Origin of the sequence: Psychromarinibacter sp. S121, from assembly GCF_049801035.1 — a bacterium.
In the GTDB taxonomy this organism is placed as follows: domain Bacteria; phylum Pseudomonadota; class Alphaproteobacteria; order Rhodobacterales; family Rhodobacteraceae; genus Psychromarinibacter.
Genome location: NZ_JBNAGE010000001.1, coordinates 1 through 16,114, shown reverse-complemented (window position 1 = coordinate 16,114; position 16,114 = coordinate 1). Strand labels below are relative to the sequence as shown.

17 protein-coding genes are annotated in these 16,114 nt (G+C 67.0%); 6 read left to right on the top strand and 11 right to left on the bottom strand.

What is annotated here, in order from left to right:
• Positions 1-64: 64 nt before the first annotated feature.
• From ACP156_RS00085 to ACP156_RS00075, 3 genes are all read right to left on the bottom strand, one after another.
• Complete coding sequence (locus tag ACP156_RS00085) at positions 65-250, bottom strand: hypothetical protein (protein WP_425049242.1); 186 nt, start codon at positions 248-250, stop codon at positions 65-67.
• Between the two features lie 213 nt (positions 251-463).
• Positions 464-1,417, bottom strand: a complete 954-nt coding sequence (locus ACP156_RS00080; protein WP_425049241.1) for a tripartite tricarboxylate transporter substrate binding protein — start codon at positions 1,415-1,417, stop codon at positions 464-466.
• Positions 1,414-2,856, bottom strand: coding sequence for an FAD-dependent oxidoreductase (locus tag ACP156_RS00075; protein ID WP_425049240.1), 1,443 nt, complete (start codon positions 2,854-2,856; stop codon positions 1,414-1,416). Before ACP156_RS00075 ends, ACP156_RS00080 begins: the two co-directional genes overlap by 4 nt.
• Positions 2,857-3,165: 309 nt before the next feature.
• Between ACP156_RS00075 and ACP156_RS00070 the strand changes: the two genes are divergently transcribed.
• The 3 genes from ACP156_RS00070 to ACP156_RS00060 are packed head-to-tail and all read left to right on the top strand — an operon-like array spanning position 3,166 to position 5,837.
• The gene (locus ACP156_RS00070; RefSeq protein WP_425049239.1) at positions 3,166-3,888 is read left to right on the top strand and encodes an SDR family NAD(P)-dependent oxidoreductase; all 723 of its coding nucleotides are present in this window, start codon (positions 3,166-3,168) and stop codon (positions 3,886-3,888) included.
• The gene (locus tag ACP156_RS00065; RefSeq protein WP_425049238.1) at positions 3,885-4,331 is read left to right on the top strand and encodes a tripartite tricarboxylate transporter TctB family protein; all 447 of its coding nucleotides are present in this window, start codon (positions 3,885-3,887) and stop codon (positions 4,329-4,331) included. The genes ACP156_RS00070 and ACP156_RS00065 overlap by 4 nt, the downstream gene beginning before the upstream one ends.
• A 3-nt stretch (positions 4,332-4,334) precedes the next feature.
• The gene (locus tag ACP156_RS00060) at positions 4,335-5,837 is read left to right on the top strand and encodes a tripartite tricarboxylate transporter permease (protein ID WP_425049237.1); all 1,503 of its coding nucleotides are present in this window, start codon (positions 4,335-4,337) and stop codon (positions 5,835-5,837) included.
• A gap of 22 nt (positions 5,838-5,859) precedes the next feature.
• Here the strand turns inward: ACP156_RS00060 and ACP156_RS00055 are convergent, their stop codons facing one another.
• From ACP156_RS00055 to ACP156_RS00045, 3 genes are read right to left on the bottom strand one after another with little or no spacing between them, the layout of a single operon-like run.
• Entirely contained in the window at positions 5,860-7,368 is a 1,509-nt protein-coding gene (locus ACP156_RS00055; protein ID WP_425049236.1) for a tripartite tricarboxylate transporter permease, read from the bottom strand.
• 3 nt (positions 7,369-7,371) lie between these two features.
• Positions 7,372-7,848 carry a tripartite tricarboxylate transporter TctB family protein gene (locus ACP156_RS00050; protein WP_425049235.1) on the bottom strand — a complete coding sequence of 159 codons (477 nt, stop codon included), beginning with the start codon at positions 7,846-7,848 and terminating at the stop codon, positions 7,372-7,374.
• 21 nt (positions 7,849-7,869) lie between these two features.
• Positions 7,870-8,838 (bottom strand): tripartite tricarboxylate transporter substrate binding protein, encoded by a 969-nt coding sequence (locus ACP156_RS00045; protein WP_425049234.1) that lies wholly within the window; start codon positions 8,836-8,838, stop codon positions 7,870-7,872.
• Positions 8,839-9,126: 288 nt separating this feature from the next.
• Between ACP156_RS00045 and ACP156_RS00040 the strand changes: the two genes are divergently transcribed.
• On the top strand, positions 9,127-10,056 hold the full coding sequence (locus tag ACP156_RS00040; RefSeq protein ID WP_425049233.1) for a dihydrodipicolinate synthase family protein: 930 nt from the start codon (positions 9,127-9,129) through the stop codon (positions 10,054-10,056).
• Between the two features lie 144 nt (positions 10,057-10,200).
• Positions 10,201-11,001 carry an IclR family transcriptional regulator gene (locus ACP156_RS00035; RefSeq protein ID WP_425049232.1) on the top strand — a complete coding sequence of 267 codons (801 nt, stop codon included), beginning with the start codon at positions 10,201-10,203 and terminating at the stop codon, positions 10,999-11,001.
• A gap of 34 nt (positions 11,002-11,035) precedes the next feature.
• On the opposite strand, the gene ACP156_RS00030 is transcribed toward ACP156_RS00035, so the two are convergent.
• Together ACP156_RS00030 and ACP156_RS00025 are read right to left on the bottom strand one after the other, a co-directional pair.
• Positions 11,036-11,695 carry an RraA family protein gene (locus tag ACP156_RS00030; RefSeq protein WP_425049231.1) on the bottom strand — a complete coding sequence of 220 codons (660 nt, stop codon included), beginning with the start codon at positions 11,693-11,695 and terminating at the stop codon, positions 11,036-11,038.
• Positions 11,695-12,420, bottom strand: coding sequence for a FadR/GntR family transcriptional regulator (locus ACP156_RS00025; RefSeq protein WP_425049230.1), 726 nt, complete (start codon positions 12,418-12,420; stop codon positions 11,695-11,697). Before ACP156_RS00025 ends, ACP156_RS00030 begins: the two co-directional genes overlap by 1 nt.
• Before the next feature lie 177 nt (positions 12,421-12,597).
• Between ACP156_RS00025 and ACP156_RS00020 the strand changes: the two genes are divergently transcribed.
• Positions 12,598-13,416: an SDR family oxidoreductase gene (locus ACP156_RS00020; protein WP_425049229.1), complete on the top strand. Its 819-nt coding sequence runs from the start codon at positions 12,598-12,600 to the stop codon at positions 13,414-13,416.
• Positions 13,417-13,492: 76 nt separating this feature from the next.
• Here the strand turns inward: ACP156_RS00020 and ACP156_RS00015 are convergent, their stop codons facing one another.
• The 3 genes from ACP156_RS00015 to ACP156_RS00005 all read right to left on the bottom strand — a co-directional run.
• Complete coding sequence (locus tag ACP156_RS00015) at positions 13,493-14,101, bottom strand: alkylhydroperoxidase domain protein (protein ID WP_425049228.1); 609 nt, start codon at positions 14,099-14,101, stop codon at positions 13,493-13,495.
• Positions 14,102-14,115: 14 nt separating this feature from the next.
• The gene (locus ACP156_RS00010) at positions 14,116-14,685 is read right to left on the bottom strand and encodes a CMD domain protein (RefSeq protein WP_425049227.1); all 570 of its coding nucleotides are present in this window, start codon (positions 14,683-14,685) and stop codon (positions 14,116-14,118) included.
• A gap of 18 nt (positions 14,686-14,703) precedes the next feature.
• Positions 14,704-16,114 (bottom strand): aminotransferase class V-fold PLP-dependent enzyme (locus tag ACP156_RS00005; protein WP_425049226.1); only part of this gene is annotated, 1,411 nt, incomplete at its 5' end.

The following is a 16,114-nucleotide window of genomic DNA, read 5'->3' as shown; positions in this document are numbered from 1 at the left end:
GCATGTGGCATGACCGCATGCCCCTTTTTCGTTCTCGCACCGCCGCCCGGACAGCAAACCGGGGCTACTTGAGGCCAGAGATGACCCGCGTCGGCTTGCCCGAACCGCCAGTGATGCCGAACACGGCTGTGCCGGTGAAGGTGATGCCGGGCTCGGGAAGATCCTTGCCCTGATTGGCCGCGTTGCCGTCGACGTCGCAGCCGGACAGCGCGACGGTGAAGCCGATCAACAGCGACAAAGCACGAACCATCAGTGACCTTCCTTCCGGCGGACAGCCAGCGTTGCGCCGGCGCGGCCGGACGCCGCCGCATCGGCCCCGCACCGCCTGAATCCGCCTCATCGGAAGATCGATGTCAAGCGCCGCGACCGCGCACCAAGCGACGGCCAATGGCACGAAAAAAGGAGCGGACATCGCTGTCCGCCCCTCGGTCCGTTCATGCGTGAAGAGGAACGCGCGTCTGGATCACTCCATGTTCAGCGTTGGCAGAAGCTCGGCGAAGAACGCGTCTTCGGCCTTCAGAACTTCGGTGAACGCTGCCGAGTCGGCATAGTCCACGGCGGTCAGACCGCTGGTGGTGAAGGTGGTGAAGCTCTCGCTGGCGGCAGCCGTTTCGACCGCGGCAGACAGGGTGGCGATCACGTCCTCGGGGGTGCCCGCCGGGGCCCACAGGCCGGTGTTGGGCGGCAGCGCCAGATCGACGCCGCTTTCCATCAGCGTGGGCGTGTCGGGGGCGACGGCGGTGCGTTCGGCGCTCAGCTGCGCCAGCGCAACAAGGTTTCCGCCTTCGTCCTGCGGCAGGATCGCCGACGCGAAGCCCAGAACCAGATCGACGTCACCGGCCACGGTCGCCGCGACCGCCGGGGTCACACCGTTGAACGGGATGTGGAACAGCTCGATCCCCGCCGCGCGGGCGAAAGCCTCGGCCGCGATGTGGGTCGCGCCGCCGGTGCCGGCAGAGCCATAGCTCACCGCGCCCGGATTCTCTTTCGCGAAGGCCACCAGCTCTTCGATGGTCGAGAACGGCGCGCCGTTGCGGGCGGCCATCATGTTCGGGCCGACGGCGACACGCGCCACCGGGGCGAGATCGTCAAAACCGTAAGGCAGTTCACGCTGGTGCGGCGCGACGGTCTGAACCGAGGATACGGCGAACAGCAGGGTGTAGCCGTCGGGATCGGCGCTTGCCACGGCGGCGCCGCCCACGGTGCCACCGGCGCCCGGACGGGTCTCGACCACGACGGGCTGACCCAGTTCCTTCGACATCTCCTCGGCCAGCGTGCGGGCCATGGTGTCGGTCGACCCCGGCGAGTAGGGCACGATGATTGTGATCGCGCGCGACGGATAGTCCTGCGCGGCGGCGGCGGTGGCGCCCAGCGCCAGCGCGGCACCGGCGAGCAGCCCGGTGATTGTCTTTTTCATGTCATTTCTCCTTGTTGAACTGTTTCCGTTTCTTCGCCGACCGGCGCAGCGGCTTCCGCCGCCGCACTCCGCCCGGCAATAAGCCCGAGCCCGAGCGCCGACAGCAGCCCGTTGCCCGAAACATATCCGTCGCCGCCCTCGCGGCCGCTGATCCCGGTGGCGGCCCCGCCGCCGGCATAAAGGCCGGGGATCGGTGCGCCGCCGACCCCGACCACCCGCGCGTCATCGTCGACGGCAAGCCCGCCCTGTGTGTGGAACAGCGCGGGCGTGATCCGCGTCGCGCGGTAGGGCGGCTGCAACGCGCCAAGACCCCAGGCCATGCGTCCATGCGCATCGGCTTTGCCTTCGGCGGACGCCGCGGCGGCGTCGAGGGTCGCCGCCAGCGCATCGCCCGGCACGCCGATCGCGTCGGCCAGATCAGCCGCCGTCGCCCCGGCCACCGCATCACCCATGCGGGCGACCTCGGCGAACTCGGGCTGGCCCTTGGCCACGTCGGCCTCGATCCGTTCATCATATATCATGTACAGCGGCCCGCCCGCCGCCAGTTCGACACCGGCAAAGGCGGAATAGCCCAGCGTCTCGTCACCGATCCGCTTGCCGTCGGCGCCGACGATGAAGCCGCCGCGTTCGACCACCGTCCACGTCACCAGCACACCGCTGCGCGCGGCAAGGCCCGCGTGGCCCTGATAGGCGCCAAGGTTTCCGGTCCGCGCGCCCAGCGCCCTGCCCCATCGCAGCGCCTCGCCCGTCGAGCCGGTCGAGCCCGCGTAGGTCGCCGCTTCGGCGCCGGGGCACAGTTCGGCGACAAGATCGCGCGCGCCGCCGAAGCCGTTGGTCGCAAGGATCACCGCCTTCGCGCCGATGCGGCTTTCGCGACCGTCGGCGTCGCGGGCAAGCGCGCCGGTCACGCGGCCATTCGCGACCGTCAGTTCCACCACCGGCTGACCGGGCGCGACGGGGATGCCCCGCCGGTCGGCTTCCGCCTCCAGATCGGCCATCAGTTCGGCCCCGGTCCGCGAGGGCGGAGCGTGCAGGCGGGTCACCGAATGGCCGACGTGGCGATAGCCGGCAACGAGGGTCAGACCGACATGCGCCTCGTCGATCAGCCACTCGACCAACTCGGCCGAGATCCCGGCCAGCCGCTCGGTCAGGTGATCCGCGTCATGCGTGCCGCTGACCCGCATCAGGTCGTCGCGAAACAGATCGGGCCCGTCATCGACACCGGCCGCGGCCTGTAGCCGCGTGCCCGCACCGGGGATCGAGCCGCTGGACAGCGACGTGTTGCCGGCGAGACGAGACTGTTTTTCCAGCACGGCGACGGAAGCGCCCGCCGCATCCGCCGCAATCGCGGCGACCAGCCCACAGCCACCGGCGCCGACGACAAGAACGTCGACCTCGATATCGGGTGTCTGCGGCGATGAAGCAGTCGGCTGGGTCACATTCGCACCTCTTCAAAGTGTCAACACTATGCGCATCGACGCGCCAGAGGTCAACGCCTTCCTTGAAGAAGCCTTACTTGCAGGGTTGCAGGCGTCATTCCGCGGTTTTTCCGTACATTCCGGTGCGCGAAACGGCATTAACCGCAATCAATTTCGGCAAAATCAACATGCGTTCCGCGCCTTCCGATACCCATACTGTTGACAGTTGGTCGCTCTCTTGCCATTCCAGACGAAGCTTAATCGACAGGTACACATGCCTTCGCGACTCGCGTTACATCCCCTTCCCGTCCGCCGCGTCCGGATCGCCCCGTGACCGGAACCGCACCTCTTGCCGTGGTGACCGGCGTCGCCTCGGGCATCGGTCGCGCGGTGGCAAAGCGGCTTGCAGCCGACGGCTGGTCGGTCCTTGGCCTCGACATCGCAGCCCCGCCCGCCGACACGCCGCTGGTCCGCATGATCCGCGCCGATCTTGCGACGGTTGCGGGCATCGACGACGCCATGGCGCAACTGGCCGGGGTAACCGCCAGCGCGTTCGTCCACGCGGCGGGCATCATGCGGGCGGACAATGCAGAGACGGATGCCGATGCGGGAGTCGCGCTTTGGACGCTGCATGTCGGCGCGGCGCACCGCCTGTCGCGCGCTTTGACCCCCGGCATGCCGGATGGCCGTGGCCGCGTGGTGTTCCTGTCGTCGCGCGCCGCGCAGGGGCGGCCCGGCCGTGGCTACTATGCCGCCAGCAAGGCCGCGCTGGATGGGCTTGCCCGCTCGCTTGCCGGCGAACACGTCGCCCGCGGCATCACGGTCAACGTCGTGGCGCCCGCCGCCACGGACACCCCGCAGCTTCGCGACCCCGCCCGCGCCGACGCGCCGGTGCGCCCGCTTCCTTTCGGGCGTGTCATCCGCCCCGAAGAGGTCGCGGCGACGGTCGCATTCCTGACCTCGGTGGACGCGGGCGCGATCACCGGGCAGACCATAACGCAATGCGGCGGCGCCTCGCTCGTCGCGTCCCAGCCAGAGAGGTCGCCCAAATGAAGCGCCCCGAACACAACCGGCAGGAAATCGCGGCGGGCCTTGTCTGGGCCGCCATCGGACTTGCCGCAATCTTCATTGCCGGAGACTACGCCTTTGGCACCATCGTCCGCATGGGTCCGGGCTTTGTCCCCATCGCGCTGGGTGTGCTGCTGGTCGGTCTTGGACTGGTCGCCGCGTGGCAGGGCAGACTGGCCGAACGGATAAACCTGGACCTGCGCTTCCGCCCGTTCGCGATCATCATGGGCGGTATCATCGTCTGGGTCCTGCTGGTCGACCGCGCGGGCTTTGTCATCTCGACCTTCGCGCTTGTCGCCATCGTCTCGCAGGCCGAGCGCGAGATCACGCTGCTGGAAACCGTGCTGCTGGCGGCGGGCGTGACGCTTGTCGGCTACCTCATCTTCATTCGTGGCATCGGCATCCCGATCGCCGTCTTCGGGAGCTGACCCATGGACCTGCTATCCGGCATCGCCCTCGGGCTTGACGTCGCCATCACCGGCGAAGCGCTGCTGTTCTGCCTGATCGGCGTCTCGGTCGGCATGTTCATCGGTGTGTTGCCCGGCATCGGCCCGCTGGCCGCCGTCGCCATGACGCTGCCGATTACCTACCACCTCGAGCCGATGAGCGCGCTGATCATGCTGGCGGGCATCTTCTATGGTGCGCAATACGGCGGCTCGACCGCGTCGATCCTGCTGAACCTGCCCGGCACATCGACCACCGCCGTCACCGCGCTGGACGGCTATCCGATGGCCAAGCAAGGCCGGGCGGGCGTGGCGCTGTTCATCACCACGATCACCTCTTTCGTCGGCGGCTGCTTTGCCATCGTTCTGGTGATGAGTTTCGCCCCGGCACTTGGGAAGATGGCGCTGAAGTTCTCTTCTGCCGAGTATTTCTCGATCATGCTGCTGGGCCTCGTCGCCGCCGCGACGATGTCGCTGGGGTCGCCGGTGAAGGGCCTGATCAGCGTGGTTGCAGGGCTTCTGCTGTCGACGGTCGGGATGGATCCGACCTCGGGCACGATCCGCTACACCTTCGGCATCCTCGAACTGCAGGACGGCCTGAACCTTGTCGCGATGGCTATGGGCCTGTTCGGCGTGGCCGAGATCCTGAAGAACGCGGGCAAGCCGCGAGACCTTGCCCCGCAGAAGGTCCGCCTGCGCGAACTGATGCCGACGAAGCAGGACATGAAAGAGACGTGGAAGCCCACCGTGCGCGGTTCGATCATCGGGTCCTTCGTGGGCATTCTGCCCGGTGCGGGCCCGACGCTGGCGGCCTTCCTTGCCTATGCCTTTGAAAAGCGCGTGTCGCGGACGCCCGAGAAATTCGGGCGCGGCGCGATCGAGGGGATCTCGGCCCCCGAGGCCGCCAACAACGCCTCGACCCAGGCAGCCTTCATCCCGACGCTGTCGCTGGGCATTCCCGGCGACGCGGGCATGGCGGTGCTGCTGGGCGCGATGATGATCCACGGGATCACGCCGCGGCCCGAGTTCTTCACCACCAACGCCGACCTGTTCTGGGGACTCGTCGTCAGCTTCTGGATCGGCAACCTGATGCTGCTGGTCCTGAACATCCCGCTGATCGGGTTCTGGGTACGCATCCTGACGGTGCCGCAGCGACTGCTGTTCCCGGCGATCCTGTTCTTCATCTGCATCGGCGTCTACTCGGTCAACAACAGCCCGTTCGACGTGATGACGGTGATCGTCTTCGGCATCGTCGGCTACCTGATGAACGCCTACGGCTATCCGCCCGCACCGATGCTGATGGGCTTCATCCTTGGCCCGATGCTGGAGCAGCACTTCCGCCGCGCGTTGCTGTTCTCGCGCGGGGACATCACCACCTTCATCGACCGCCCGATCTCGGCCGCGTTCCTTGTGCTGACGGTGCTTCTGGTGGCAAGCATCGCGATCCCCGGCTACCTCGCGCGGCGGCGCACGCGGCTGGCCGAGGACTGAAGCGCCCCGGCCTGACCGCGCCTCATGCGGTCAGGCTTTCGGCGTCCCGCTTGCGGCGGCGCGCCAGAACGACCGCCGAGGCGATCACCATCGCCCATATTCCAATCGTCGCGATACCCAGCACCGCCGCCACCGGCCGTTCGAAGAACGCCAGCAGATCGCCGCGTGCGATCATCATCGAGGTGGTGAAGTTGGTTTCCAGCAACGGCCCCAGCACGATGCCAAGGATGATCGGCGCGACCGCGAAGCCGTGCGCTTCGAGCACATAGGCGACAAGCCCGAGCACGATCATCACCCAGACGCCGAACATCGAGTTGTTGATGGCGTAGGAGCCGACGATGCAGAACAAGAGGATCGCGGCGTTGAGGTAGGCGCGCGGCACGCTGAAAACGTAGCGCGAGGCCTTCGCGGCCGCAAAGCCGAACGGCAACAGCAGCAGGTTGGCAAGGAAGAACACCAGCAGCACCGCGTAGAAGTTCTGCGGGTTAAGCGTCAGCAGTTGCGGGCCGGGGTCCATCCCCTTCATCACCAGAACGCCGACCGCGATGGCGGTCACGGCGTCGCCGGGGATGCCGAAGACCATCGCCGGGATCCACGCGGAACTGAGCGCGGCGTTGTTGGTCGCGCCCGCCTCGACCAATCCCTCGGGATGGCCCTTGCCGAATTTCTCCGGCGTCTTGGACGTGCGCTTGGCCAGTGCATACGTGACCCACGCGGCAAGGTCGCCGCCGACACCCGGCAGCGCGCCGATCACCGCGCCGATCCCGGCGCCGCGGAACAGGTTCTTGCGAAACTTGAACAGCACGCCGCCGACGCCTTTGAACGGATTGCCGACGCGGGCCTGTTCCTTGAACGTCGCGCCCGCACGTCCGTTGCGCAGGATCTCGGCCAGCGCGAACATCCCGATCATCGCGGGGATGAAGCTGATCCCGCCGGCGAGTTCGCCCGACCCGAAGGTGAATCGCGGCTGGGCCATCAGCGGATCCAGTCCGACCTGCGCGATGAACAGGCCCAGCAGCAGCGACAGCAGGCCCTTCGCCACCCCGCCGCCCGACACGAGCGCGGCGCAGCTCAGGCCCAGAAGCGCAAGCCAGAAATATTCGAAGCTTGAGAAACCCAGCGCGAATTTCGCAAGGAACGGCGCGGCGAACAGGATCAGCAGCGAGCCGACAAGCCCGCCGATGGTCGCCGAGGTGATGCCGACACCGATGGCAAGGCTGGCCTTGCCGTTCTTGGTCATGCCGTAGGAGTCCTCGACATAGGCGGCGGATGCCGGCGTGCCGGGGATCCGCAGCAAGGTGCCCGGCAGGTCGCCCGCCGTGATCGCCATCGCGGTGCACGAGATGATCGCGGCGATCGCCGGGACCGGGTCCATGTAGAAGGTGATCGGCACAAGGATCGCGGCGGCCATCGTTGCGGTCAGGCCGGGCATCGCGCCCACGAACAGCCCGAAGGCCGAAGCCAGCAGGATCACCAGCAGCGTGTCGGCGGTGAACACCAGCGCGGCGGCGGAAAGAAGCGACTCGATCATGGCTTACGTTCCCAGAAGCCCGCGCGGAAGCTGAACGCCAAGGCCGTGTACGAAGACCGCGTACAGCGCGAAGGTCATGCCGAGGCCGAACAGTGCGCTGCCGATCCAGCCCGCTCCGCCCAGACGGCAGACAAGCGCCGTGAAGACGACACCGCCCAGCAGGAAGCCGGTCGTCGGCAAGATCGCGGTCAGCACGATCAGCCCCACGAAAACGGCGATGGAATAGCCCGACAGCGCGATACCGGTGCCGCCGATGTCCGACCGGCTTCCGGTTTCCCGTCGCAACGCCCGTGCGGCGCTCCACGCCAGCATCAGTCCGAACAGGACCATCAACGCGCCGGTGATCTTCGGGAACAGTCCCGATCCGACGGCCATGCCCGGCATCGAGCGCAAGCCGGCGGCGTGGACGTATATGCCCACGCCGCCGAGCGCAAAGGCCAACCCGATGACGAGTTCGCCGTATGAATTGGCCTTTGTCATGCTCTTACCCGTGGTCCGGCGTTACTGGTTGTCCAGACCGGCAGACGAAATGGCGTCGCCGAAGGCTTTGCCACGCTGCGCGAGATACTCCATGAAGTCGTCGCCGCCTTCCCAGACAACGCCGTAGTTCAGCTTGCCCATCGCTTCGTTGAAGCTGTCCGACTGCACGATGCCGTCCAGCGCCTCGACCAGTTTCGCGGTGATCTCGTCAGGCAGACCGGCCGGGCCAGCCAGACCGCGCCAGCCAGCGATGGCAAAATCGACGCCCAGCGCGTCATTGACCGTGGGCACGTCCGGGAAAGCCGCGTTCGGTTCGCTTCCAAGATAGGCCAGCGGACGGATCTCGCCCGCTTCGATCAGGGCCTTCGCTTCGGGAAACTGCGCGACGACCACGTCGATGGCGCCCGAGACCAGAAGCTGCAGCGAGGGTGCGCCGCCATCGGTCGGCACCCAGTTCACCGCGCTGGCCTCGCCGCCGAGACCCTGCACGAGGCTGATCCAAGACAGGTGGTTCAGGCCGCCGAAGTTGGCGCCGCTGGTGCTAAGCGCACTGACGTCCGCCTTGATGGCCTCGGCCAGATCCTCGATGGTCTCGAACTCTGAATCCGCCTTGACGAAGATCGCCGAGGGGTCGGCGTTGTAAAGGCCGACAAGGCTGTAGTCCTCGTAGGTCAGTTCGGACGAGCCGACGGCGCTGTACATCGAAAGTTCGGTCGTGATGATGCCCAGCGTGTAGCCGTCGGGATCGGCGTCGGCCAGCGAGGTGTGGCCGACGATGCCGCCACCGCCGGTGCGGTTCACGACGTTGACCGGCTGGCCCAGCTCTTCCTCGAGTTGCCCGGCGATAAGGCGGCCGGTCGCGTCGGTGCCGCCGCCTGCGGACCATGGCACGATCAGCGTGATCGGGCTTTCGGGGTACTCGGCCCAGGCTGCGCCGGACGCGGCGATGACAGTAGCAGCGGCCAGTGCCGCGTTCTTGAGAATTCCCATGAGTTCCTCCCTAAGGGTCGTTCCGGCGCCTCCACGCCATTCCGTATACCGGGATTATCATCCCAAATATTTTCGTTCAACAGGCAATTAAATGGCGTTTTCGTAGGTGACTTCGATCACTTCACCTATGCGAGAAGCCATTTGACAAGAAAGAGTCTCCCTTCTATTCCTGATTTCCAGATTTGCATTCCGCATACCGGGATTCAATTTCGAGAAGATACCGAATACCGCACCCCGGCGCCCGACAGGCCTGACAGCCCGCGCCAACCCCATAGGAGGAGATGGAACATGCCGAACGAGATCGCCCTTTCGGTTCGCGACACACTGACGGGCATTCTGCCGCCGCTGGCGATGCCCTTTGACGACGACAGCAAGCTTGTCGCCGACGCCATCGGCCCGCAGATCGACATGATGATCGGCTCTGGCGTGCGCGGCGTCGTGGCCGGTGGCTCGACCGGCGAGGGCCATACCCTGTCGCACAGGGAATTCGTCACCGCGATGACCGAGGCGCATTCCGCCACCGCCGGCCGCGTGCCGTTCGTGGCAGGCCTCATCGTCAACTCTACCCGCGACGCAATCGAGCGGGTCGAGATGCTGGGCGACATCAAGATCGACGCCCTTCAGGTCACGCCGGTCTACTACCTGTTCAAGACGAGCCTGAAAGCCACGATCAAGCACTTCCGCGAGATCTGGGAAGCCACGCAGATCCCGATCCTGATCTACAACGTGATCCCGTGGAACTATCTCAGCGTCGACGACATGATCACCATCATGGACGAGGTGCCGGGCGTCGTTGGCATGAAGCAAAGCTCGGGCGACCTGAAATCCGTCACCGACCTTCTGCTGCGCGCCAAGCCCGAGAACCTTGTTCTCAGCGGTATCGACGCGCTGCTGTACCCTGCCTTCTCGATGGGTGCGCACGGCGCGATCAGCGCGCTGACCTGCGCGGTTCCCGGCACCACGGTCGCCCTGTTCGATGCGGTCCAGCGCGGCGAAGACGCCGTGGCGCGTGACCTGCACTTCAAGCTGAACGCCCTGTGGAACGCCATGCCCCACGACCAGCTTCCGGCTTGTGTGAAATACGTCCAGTCGCGTCAGGGCCTGCCCCTGTTCCACCCGCGCGCGCCGATGGAGAAGGTCGACGCGGACCGCAAGCGCATGATCGACGCGGCGCTGGACCCGGTGCTGGCCGCGACCGAGGCCGCGAAAGCCGCCTGATCCGGCAACTGACGTTACGGCGTGGCGCGGGTCCCTGAAACCGCGCCCGCCACGGGCGCATTGCCGCCTCGGGGCCCGGACGGGTATACGGGGTAAGGGCAGCCGCCGCCCGGCCCGCCCCGGAATGAAAACGAGACCGCCAGCATGGATACTCCTGCGCAGCCCGCCAAACCGCCCCGCAAGTCGGGCGAAGACAGCCTCAAGTCTCTGAACAAGGTTGCGAAGATCCTCGACTGCTTCAACCTGAACCGCCGGTCGTTGTCGCTGGCCGAGATTTGCGAGATCACCGGCTTCCCGCGGTCGACCACGCACCGGCTGGCCGCCTCGATGCGCGAGATCGGGTTTCTCGAGCAGGAACACGAACGCGACGCCTACCGGCTGGGCCTGCGGCTGTTCGAACTGGGCTCGACCGTTCTGGCGAACCTCGAACTGCACCGCGAGGGCGCATCCATCGTCAACGCGCTGCACCAACTGACGAACCGCACGGTCCACCTTGCCGTGTTCGACGGACAGCGCGCGGTGGTGATCCAACGGACCGAGGCCAGCAAGGACGGCCTTGCCCCCGGCAGCTTCGTCGAGAATTCGCCCGCCTATTGCACCAGCGTCGGCAAGGCCATTCTTGCGCATCAGGACGACGAGACGGTCGACCGCGTCATCGCTCTGGGGCTGAAACCCCTGACCGACACCACGCTGACCGATCCGGACGCCTTGCGCGCCGACCTCGCCGCCACCCGCGAGCGCGGCTATGCGATCGACAACGGCGAACACCAGCCGGCCCTGCGCTGCGTCGGCGCACCGATCCGCAATGCCTCGGGCAAGGTCTTCGCCGCGATCAGCGTCAGCGCCCCGGTCTGGGAACTGGGCCAGACCGAGATCGAAGGCTTCAGCCAGGTCGTGACCTACCACGCCAACCTCATCTCGCAGCGGCTGGGCTTTCAGCGCTGACGACACGAGGGACTGGCGGGCAGGTTCCATCCGTTCACACCGGCCAGACCGCTTGCAGCTTCTCGCCCGCAAGGATGCGGTCGCGGGCGCTGGCTTCGTTCTTGCCAAGCGCGTCCGCCTGATCCGCCACCGCGACGAGATGCGCGCGCGGAATGCAGACCACGCCGTCCACATCGCCAAAGATCAGGTCGCCGGGCGAAACCGTTGTGCCGCCCAGCGTGACGGGCACCTGGCTTTTCATCGGTTCCTTCTTGCCGGTCACGCCGACCGGGCTGGGCGCGGTGCCGAACAAGGGATACCCCAGCGCCCGTACCTGCGCGAGATCGCGGACCGTGCTGTTGACGATGGTCGCCGCCGCGCCCGCGGTTTTCGCGCCGGTGCTCATCAACTCGCCCGAGCACGACCCCGCCGCACAGGAGGCATCGACCACAAGGATGCCGCCCGGAGGCACGTTGTCGATCGCATTGTGGTAGACGTCCTGCGGCTCTCCGGTCCGCTCGGACGGCTCGAACAGGACAGTGACCGCCGGTCCGCAGACCACGTCGCCGTCCGCCAGCGTGCCCAGCAACGAAATCCCGTCCAGATGCCCCCACAGCCCCAGCGCTTCCATGCTGTCGTGGATGTCGCCCGAATACCATTTGGACAGACGGTCCATGGCATCCTTCTCGGCGGGCGAATAGTCGTAGTCGAACATCAGTCTTCCTTTTTCTGTGCTTTCGCGATGGCGACGCGAAGGTAATCTGCGCTGCGGTCGATCTGCGCCCGCATCAGGGCCTGCGCGCCCGCTTCGTCGCGGTCGCGGATGCAGGCGAAAATCTCGGCATGTTCGGCGTAGGCCTCGTCCAGCGACTTGGTCGGAACACGGCTGGACAGCTGGATCATCTCGCCGATCAGATTGGCGAAATTGTCGTACATGATCGCAAGGATGCGGTTGCCGGACGAATGCACCAGCGCGAGGTGAAAGGCAGCGTCCGCGACGACGAAGCCGGAGAAATCGCCCTCGTCCCGCGCGATCCGCATCCGGTCCAGCGCCACCTCGACATCGGGGGTCACGCTGGGCTCGCGGGTCATCAGCAGTTCGATCGTCTCGGTCTCGATCATGCGACGCGCCTGCATCAGCTGTTCAAGATAGCCGGGATCGGCCGCAAGCTGCTGGCGCACGGTGACGGCGAGGGTGCCGATGAACTCGGACACGTCCTGCCGGACAACGGTGGTGCGGCCACCATGACGGCGGCGGACAAGACCCTTGGTCTCGAGCGTCTGGATTGCTTCGCGCACGCTTCGGGTGGAAACGCCGAATTCGTCCGCGATGGCGCTTTCCGAGCCCAGCTTGTCCCCGACCTTCAGGTCACCACCAAGGATGCGATCCTCCAGCACCGAAGACACGGTCGTATGCAGCTTGTCCCTGCTCGGGCTCATCGCTCCCCCCTTTGGCTCGGCCACGCAATCGTCGTGCGGTTGACGCCCCTGCGGCCTGTGGTTATCCATACTCATGACATAAGTCATATGTCAACACTTGCCGCGACCACCGAAGTGCGCCACCCGCCAGCCGGACCGCCCTTCGCAGGATGGAATGACCAGGGAGGAACCACGCGCATGCAGGACTTTTTCAATATCGAAGGACGGGTCGCGATCGTGACGGGCGGGCTGGGGCAGCTTGGGACGCAGTTCACCAAGCAGCTTGCAGGGAACGGGGCGAAAGTGGCGATCTTCGCCCGCCGCACGCGCACGAAGGACGAGATCGAAGCGCAGTTCCCGGGCCTTTCGGAGAACGTGCGCGTCTACGAGGCGGACGTGAAGGACAAGGACAGCCTGATCGCCGCGACCGATCAGGTCACCGCCGACTGGGGCGTGCCGCATGTGCTGGTGAACAACGCGGGTATCGACAGCAAGCCCGACGGCGACGCCGACCAGAACGCCCCGTTCGAGGTCTATCCGAAGAAATACTGGGACGACATCATCGAGACCAACCTGACCGGCTGCATGCTGTGCAGCCAGGTGATCGGCACCCGCATGGCCGAAGCCGGGCGCGGCTCGATCATCATGGTCGGTTCGATGTACGGCATGGTCTCGCCCAATCAGGCGCTTTACGCGTATCGCGAGGAACGCGACGGCAAGCCTTTCGTGAAGGCGATCAGCTATGCCGCGTCGAAGTCGGGGCTGTTGAACATGACCCGCTATCTGGCGACCTACTGGGCCAAGAAGGGCGTGCGCACCAACCTCGTGACCTTCGGCGGGGTAAAGACGGGATCCTTCGACAAGGAATTCATCGACGCCTTCCTGCAGCGCGTGCCGATGGGCCGGCAGGCCGAAATCGAAGAGTTCGGCCCCATCGTCCAGTTCCTCGCCTCGGACGCGTCGTCCTACATGACCGGCGCCAACCTCGTTCTGGACGGCGGCTTCACCGCCTGGTGAGGCAGGGACAGACTGAAAAGCAAAACGCGGCGCCCGAGAGATCGGACGCCGCGTTTCACGTTGTGGGGCGAAAGGATTACTTCGCCTCTCCCGGCGTGGTTGGTCCGAGGGAGAGCATCAGCCGGTTGGCCCAGTTGAAGAACGAGATGGCGTAGATGGCGTCGGCGATGGCCTGGTCGTCCATGCCGGTGGCGCGCAGCGCTTCGATGTGGTCGGGGCCGAAGGTCATCGGGATCGAGGTCAGGGCCACGGCGGCGTCAGTGATCGCGTCCCAGCGCGGGTCGATGCGGGCGGAAACACCCTCGTCCAGCAGCTTCTGCACCTCGTCCTTGCGCTTGGAATGCTGCGTGGCGAAGCGCGAATGCACCGAGGCGCAGTAGATGCAGCCGTTGTAGCGCGAGGTCGCGGCGGCGGCCATCTCGCGGTCGGCGCGCGGCAGGCCCGCGTCCGGGTTGTAGAAGATGTCCATGTCGGTGCGCGTCCGATATTCAAGGATATCCGGATCGCGGGCCAGCAGCATGAAGTACGGCATCTTGGACCGCCCCTTCTGGACCAGCGCGGTCCAGTGGCGCTCGGTCAGGTCGGCCTCGTCCATCGGCGGCAGCCACGGCTCCCAGCCCAGCATGTCCTGGGTGAAGACGTTGGGCTCGTCGGGGTTCTCGTGCGTAAGTACGGTCTCGGTCATCGGTGCGGTTCCGGTCAGCTGGCCGCCGCCAGAACCCGCAGGCCGGCGCCGGCGCGGATCTGGAAGCTGAGGAAGGAAATCATCTGCGACAGGGTGACGATATCGGTGGCGCTCCACCCGGCCCCGGTCAGCGCCACGATGGCGTCGCGGCCCGCGTCGCGGGGGTGGAACACCAGCATATGCGCATGCTCGAAAGCGGCGGCGAGGCGCGCGCCCAGGGCGTCGGCGTCGGCCTTGAACACCATGCCCGGCGTGTCCTCGGCGCTCAGCGGACCGGCCGGGAACGCGCCGTAGGGCCCTTCGGTCCGGCCCGCCGCGACCGCGGCCGCGATGGCGTCCGACAGGCCGGCGGCGTCGCTCTCGGCCAGCAGCCTCGCGTAATGCTCCATCGCCGGCGCGTCGCCGTGCAGCCCGGCCACGAAACACGTCACCGCCAGCCGCTCGCCCACCGGCATCAGCCCTTCGCGCACCGAGACGAACAGCGCCTCGTAGCTCTTTTGCGCGTATTCCCGCGCCGTGGGCCGCGCCGCGCGCAGCTCCGACTCGGGCGGCAGCCCCGCCAGCGTGTCGATCACGTCCGTCATGTCATCCTCACCAGTTGGTTATCCGTTCACGGTCACCGCGGCCGGCGCAAAGCGCGCCGTCGCCGGGTCCCCGACATAGCGTTCCGCGACACCCGCGGCGGTCTGCGCCAGTTCGGCCACGGCCAAGATCACCCGGTCCGCCTGCGCGTCGCTGAAGAGATAGCTGAAGTTCAGCCGCACCCAGCCCGGCCGGTCCAGCTCGCACCCGGCGTCCAGCTGCGCCGTCACCGCCTGCGAGGCGGGCCGGTCGAGATCCAGCAGGCGGTGCGCGTAGGGCCCGGCGCAGGCACAGCCGCCCCGCGCCTGAATGCCGTACATGTCGCTCAGCATGCGGGTGAACAGCTGGTGATGCACCAGCCCGCCCTGCCCGTCCCGCACCCGGAACGAGAACACCGGCAGCGCCCGGGCGCCCGCGCGCTGGCCAAGGATCTCGATCTCGGGGACCTTCGACCACGCGTCCAGCGCCCGAAGGCGGAACGCCTCGTCCCGCTCGGCGATCCGGTCGCAGCCCACCGCGTCCTTCACCAGCAGCGCCAGCGCGGCGCGGATGTCGCCGACCACGTTCGGCGTGCCCGCTTCCTCGCGCGCCTCGAGGCTGGAGGAATACAGGTGGTCCCAGGGCGAGACGAACCGCACCGAGCCGCCGCCGGGCGCGGTCGGGGTCGCGCGCCAGCCGATGCCGTCGCGGACGACCAGAACGCCCGTCGCCCCCGGCCCGCCGGGGAACTTGTGCGGCGAGAACACGATGGCGTCCTTCGCCGTCTCGCCCGTGCTCATGTCGATCGGGATGTAGGGCGCGGCGGCGGCATAGTCCCAGACCGCCAGCGCGCCCGCCGCCTTCAGCACCCGCGTCACCGCGTCGGTGTCGGTCAGGATGCCCGTGACGTTCGAGGCCGCGGCGAATGTGCCGATGACCAGATCGTAGCCTTCGACCTGCCGCAGCGCCTCGGCCAGCGCCGCCATGTCCGGCCCGCCGGTCGCGGCTTCGGCGATCTCGATCACCTCCACCCCGCTCTCGCGCCACGGAAGGATGTTCGAGTGATGCTCGTAAGGCCCGGTCAGCACCGCGATGCGCGCGCCGCCCGCCACCCGCGCCGCCAGGTCCAGCCCCGCCACGATCCGGTTCAGCGCGCCGGTCGCGCCCGATCCGGTGAAGATCACGTGGCAATCCGGCCCCGCGCCGGTCAGCCGCGCCACCTCGGCCCGCCCCGCCTCGCGCAGCCGCGTCATCACCCCGCCGCAGAACGAGGCCTCGGTATGCGTGTTGGCGTAAAACGGCAGCACCTGCTCGGACACGAAGCCTTCCACCTGCCGCAACGCGCGACCCGAGGCGGTGTAGTCGGCATACAGAAGCGACTGCGGCCCAAACCCCGCATCAAACACCACGCCATCCCCGATCAGACCACCGCGGAGGTCAGAGACGGGGTCG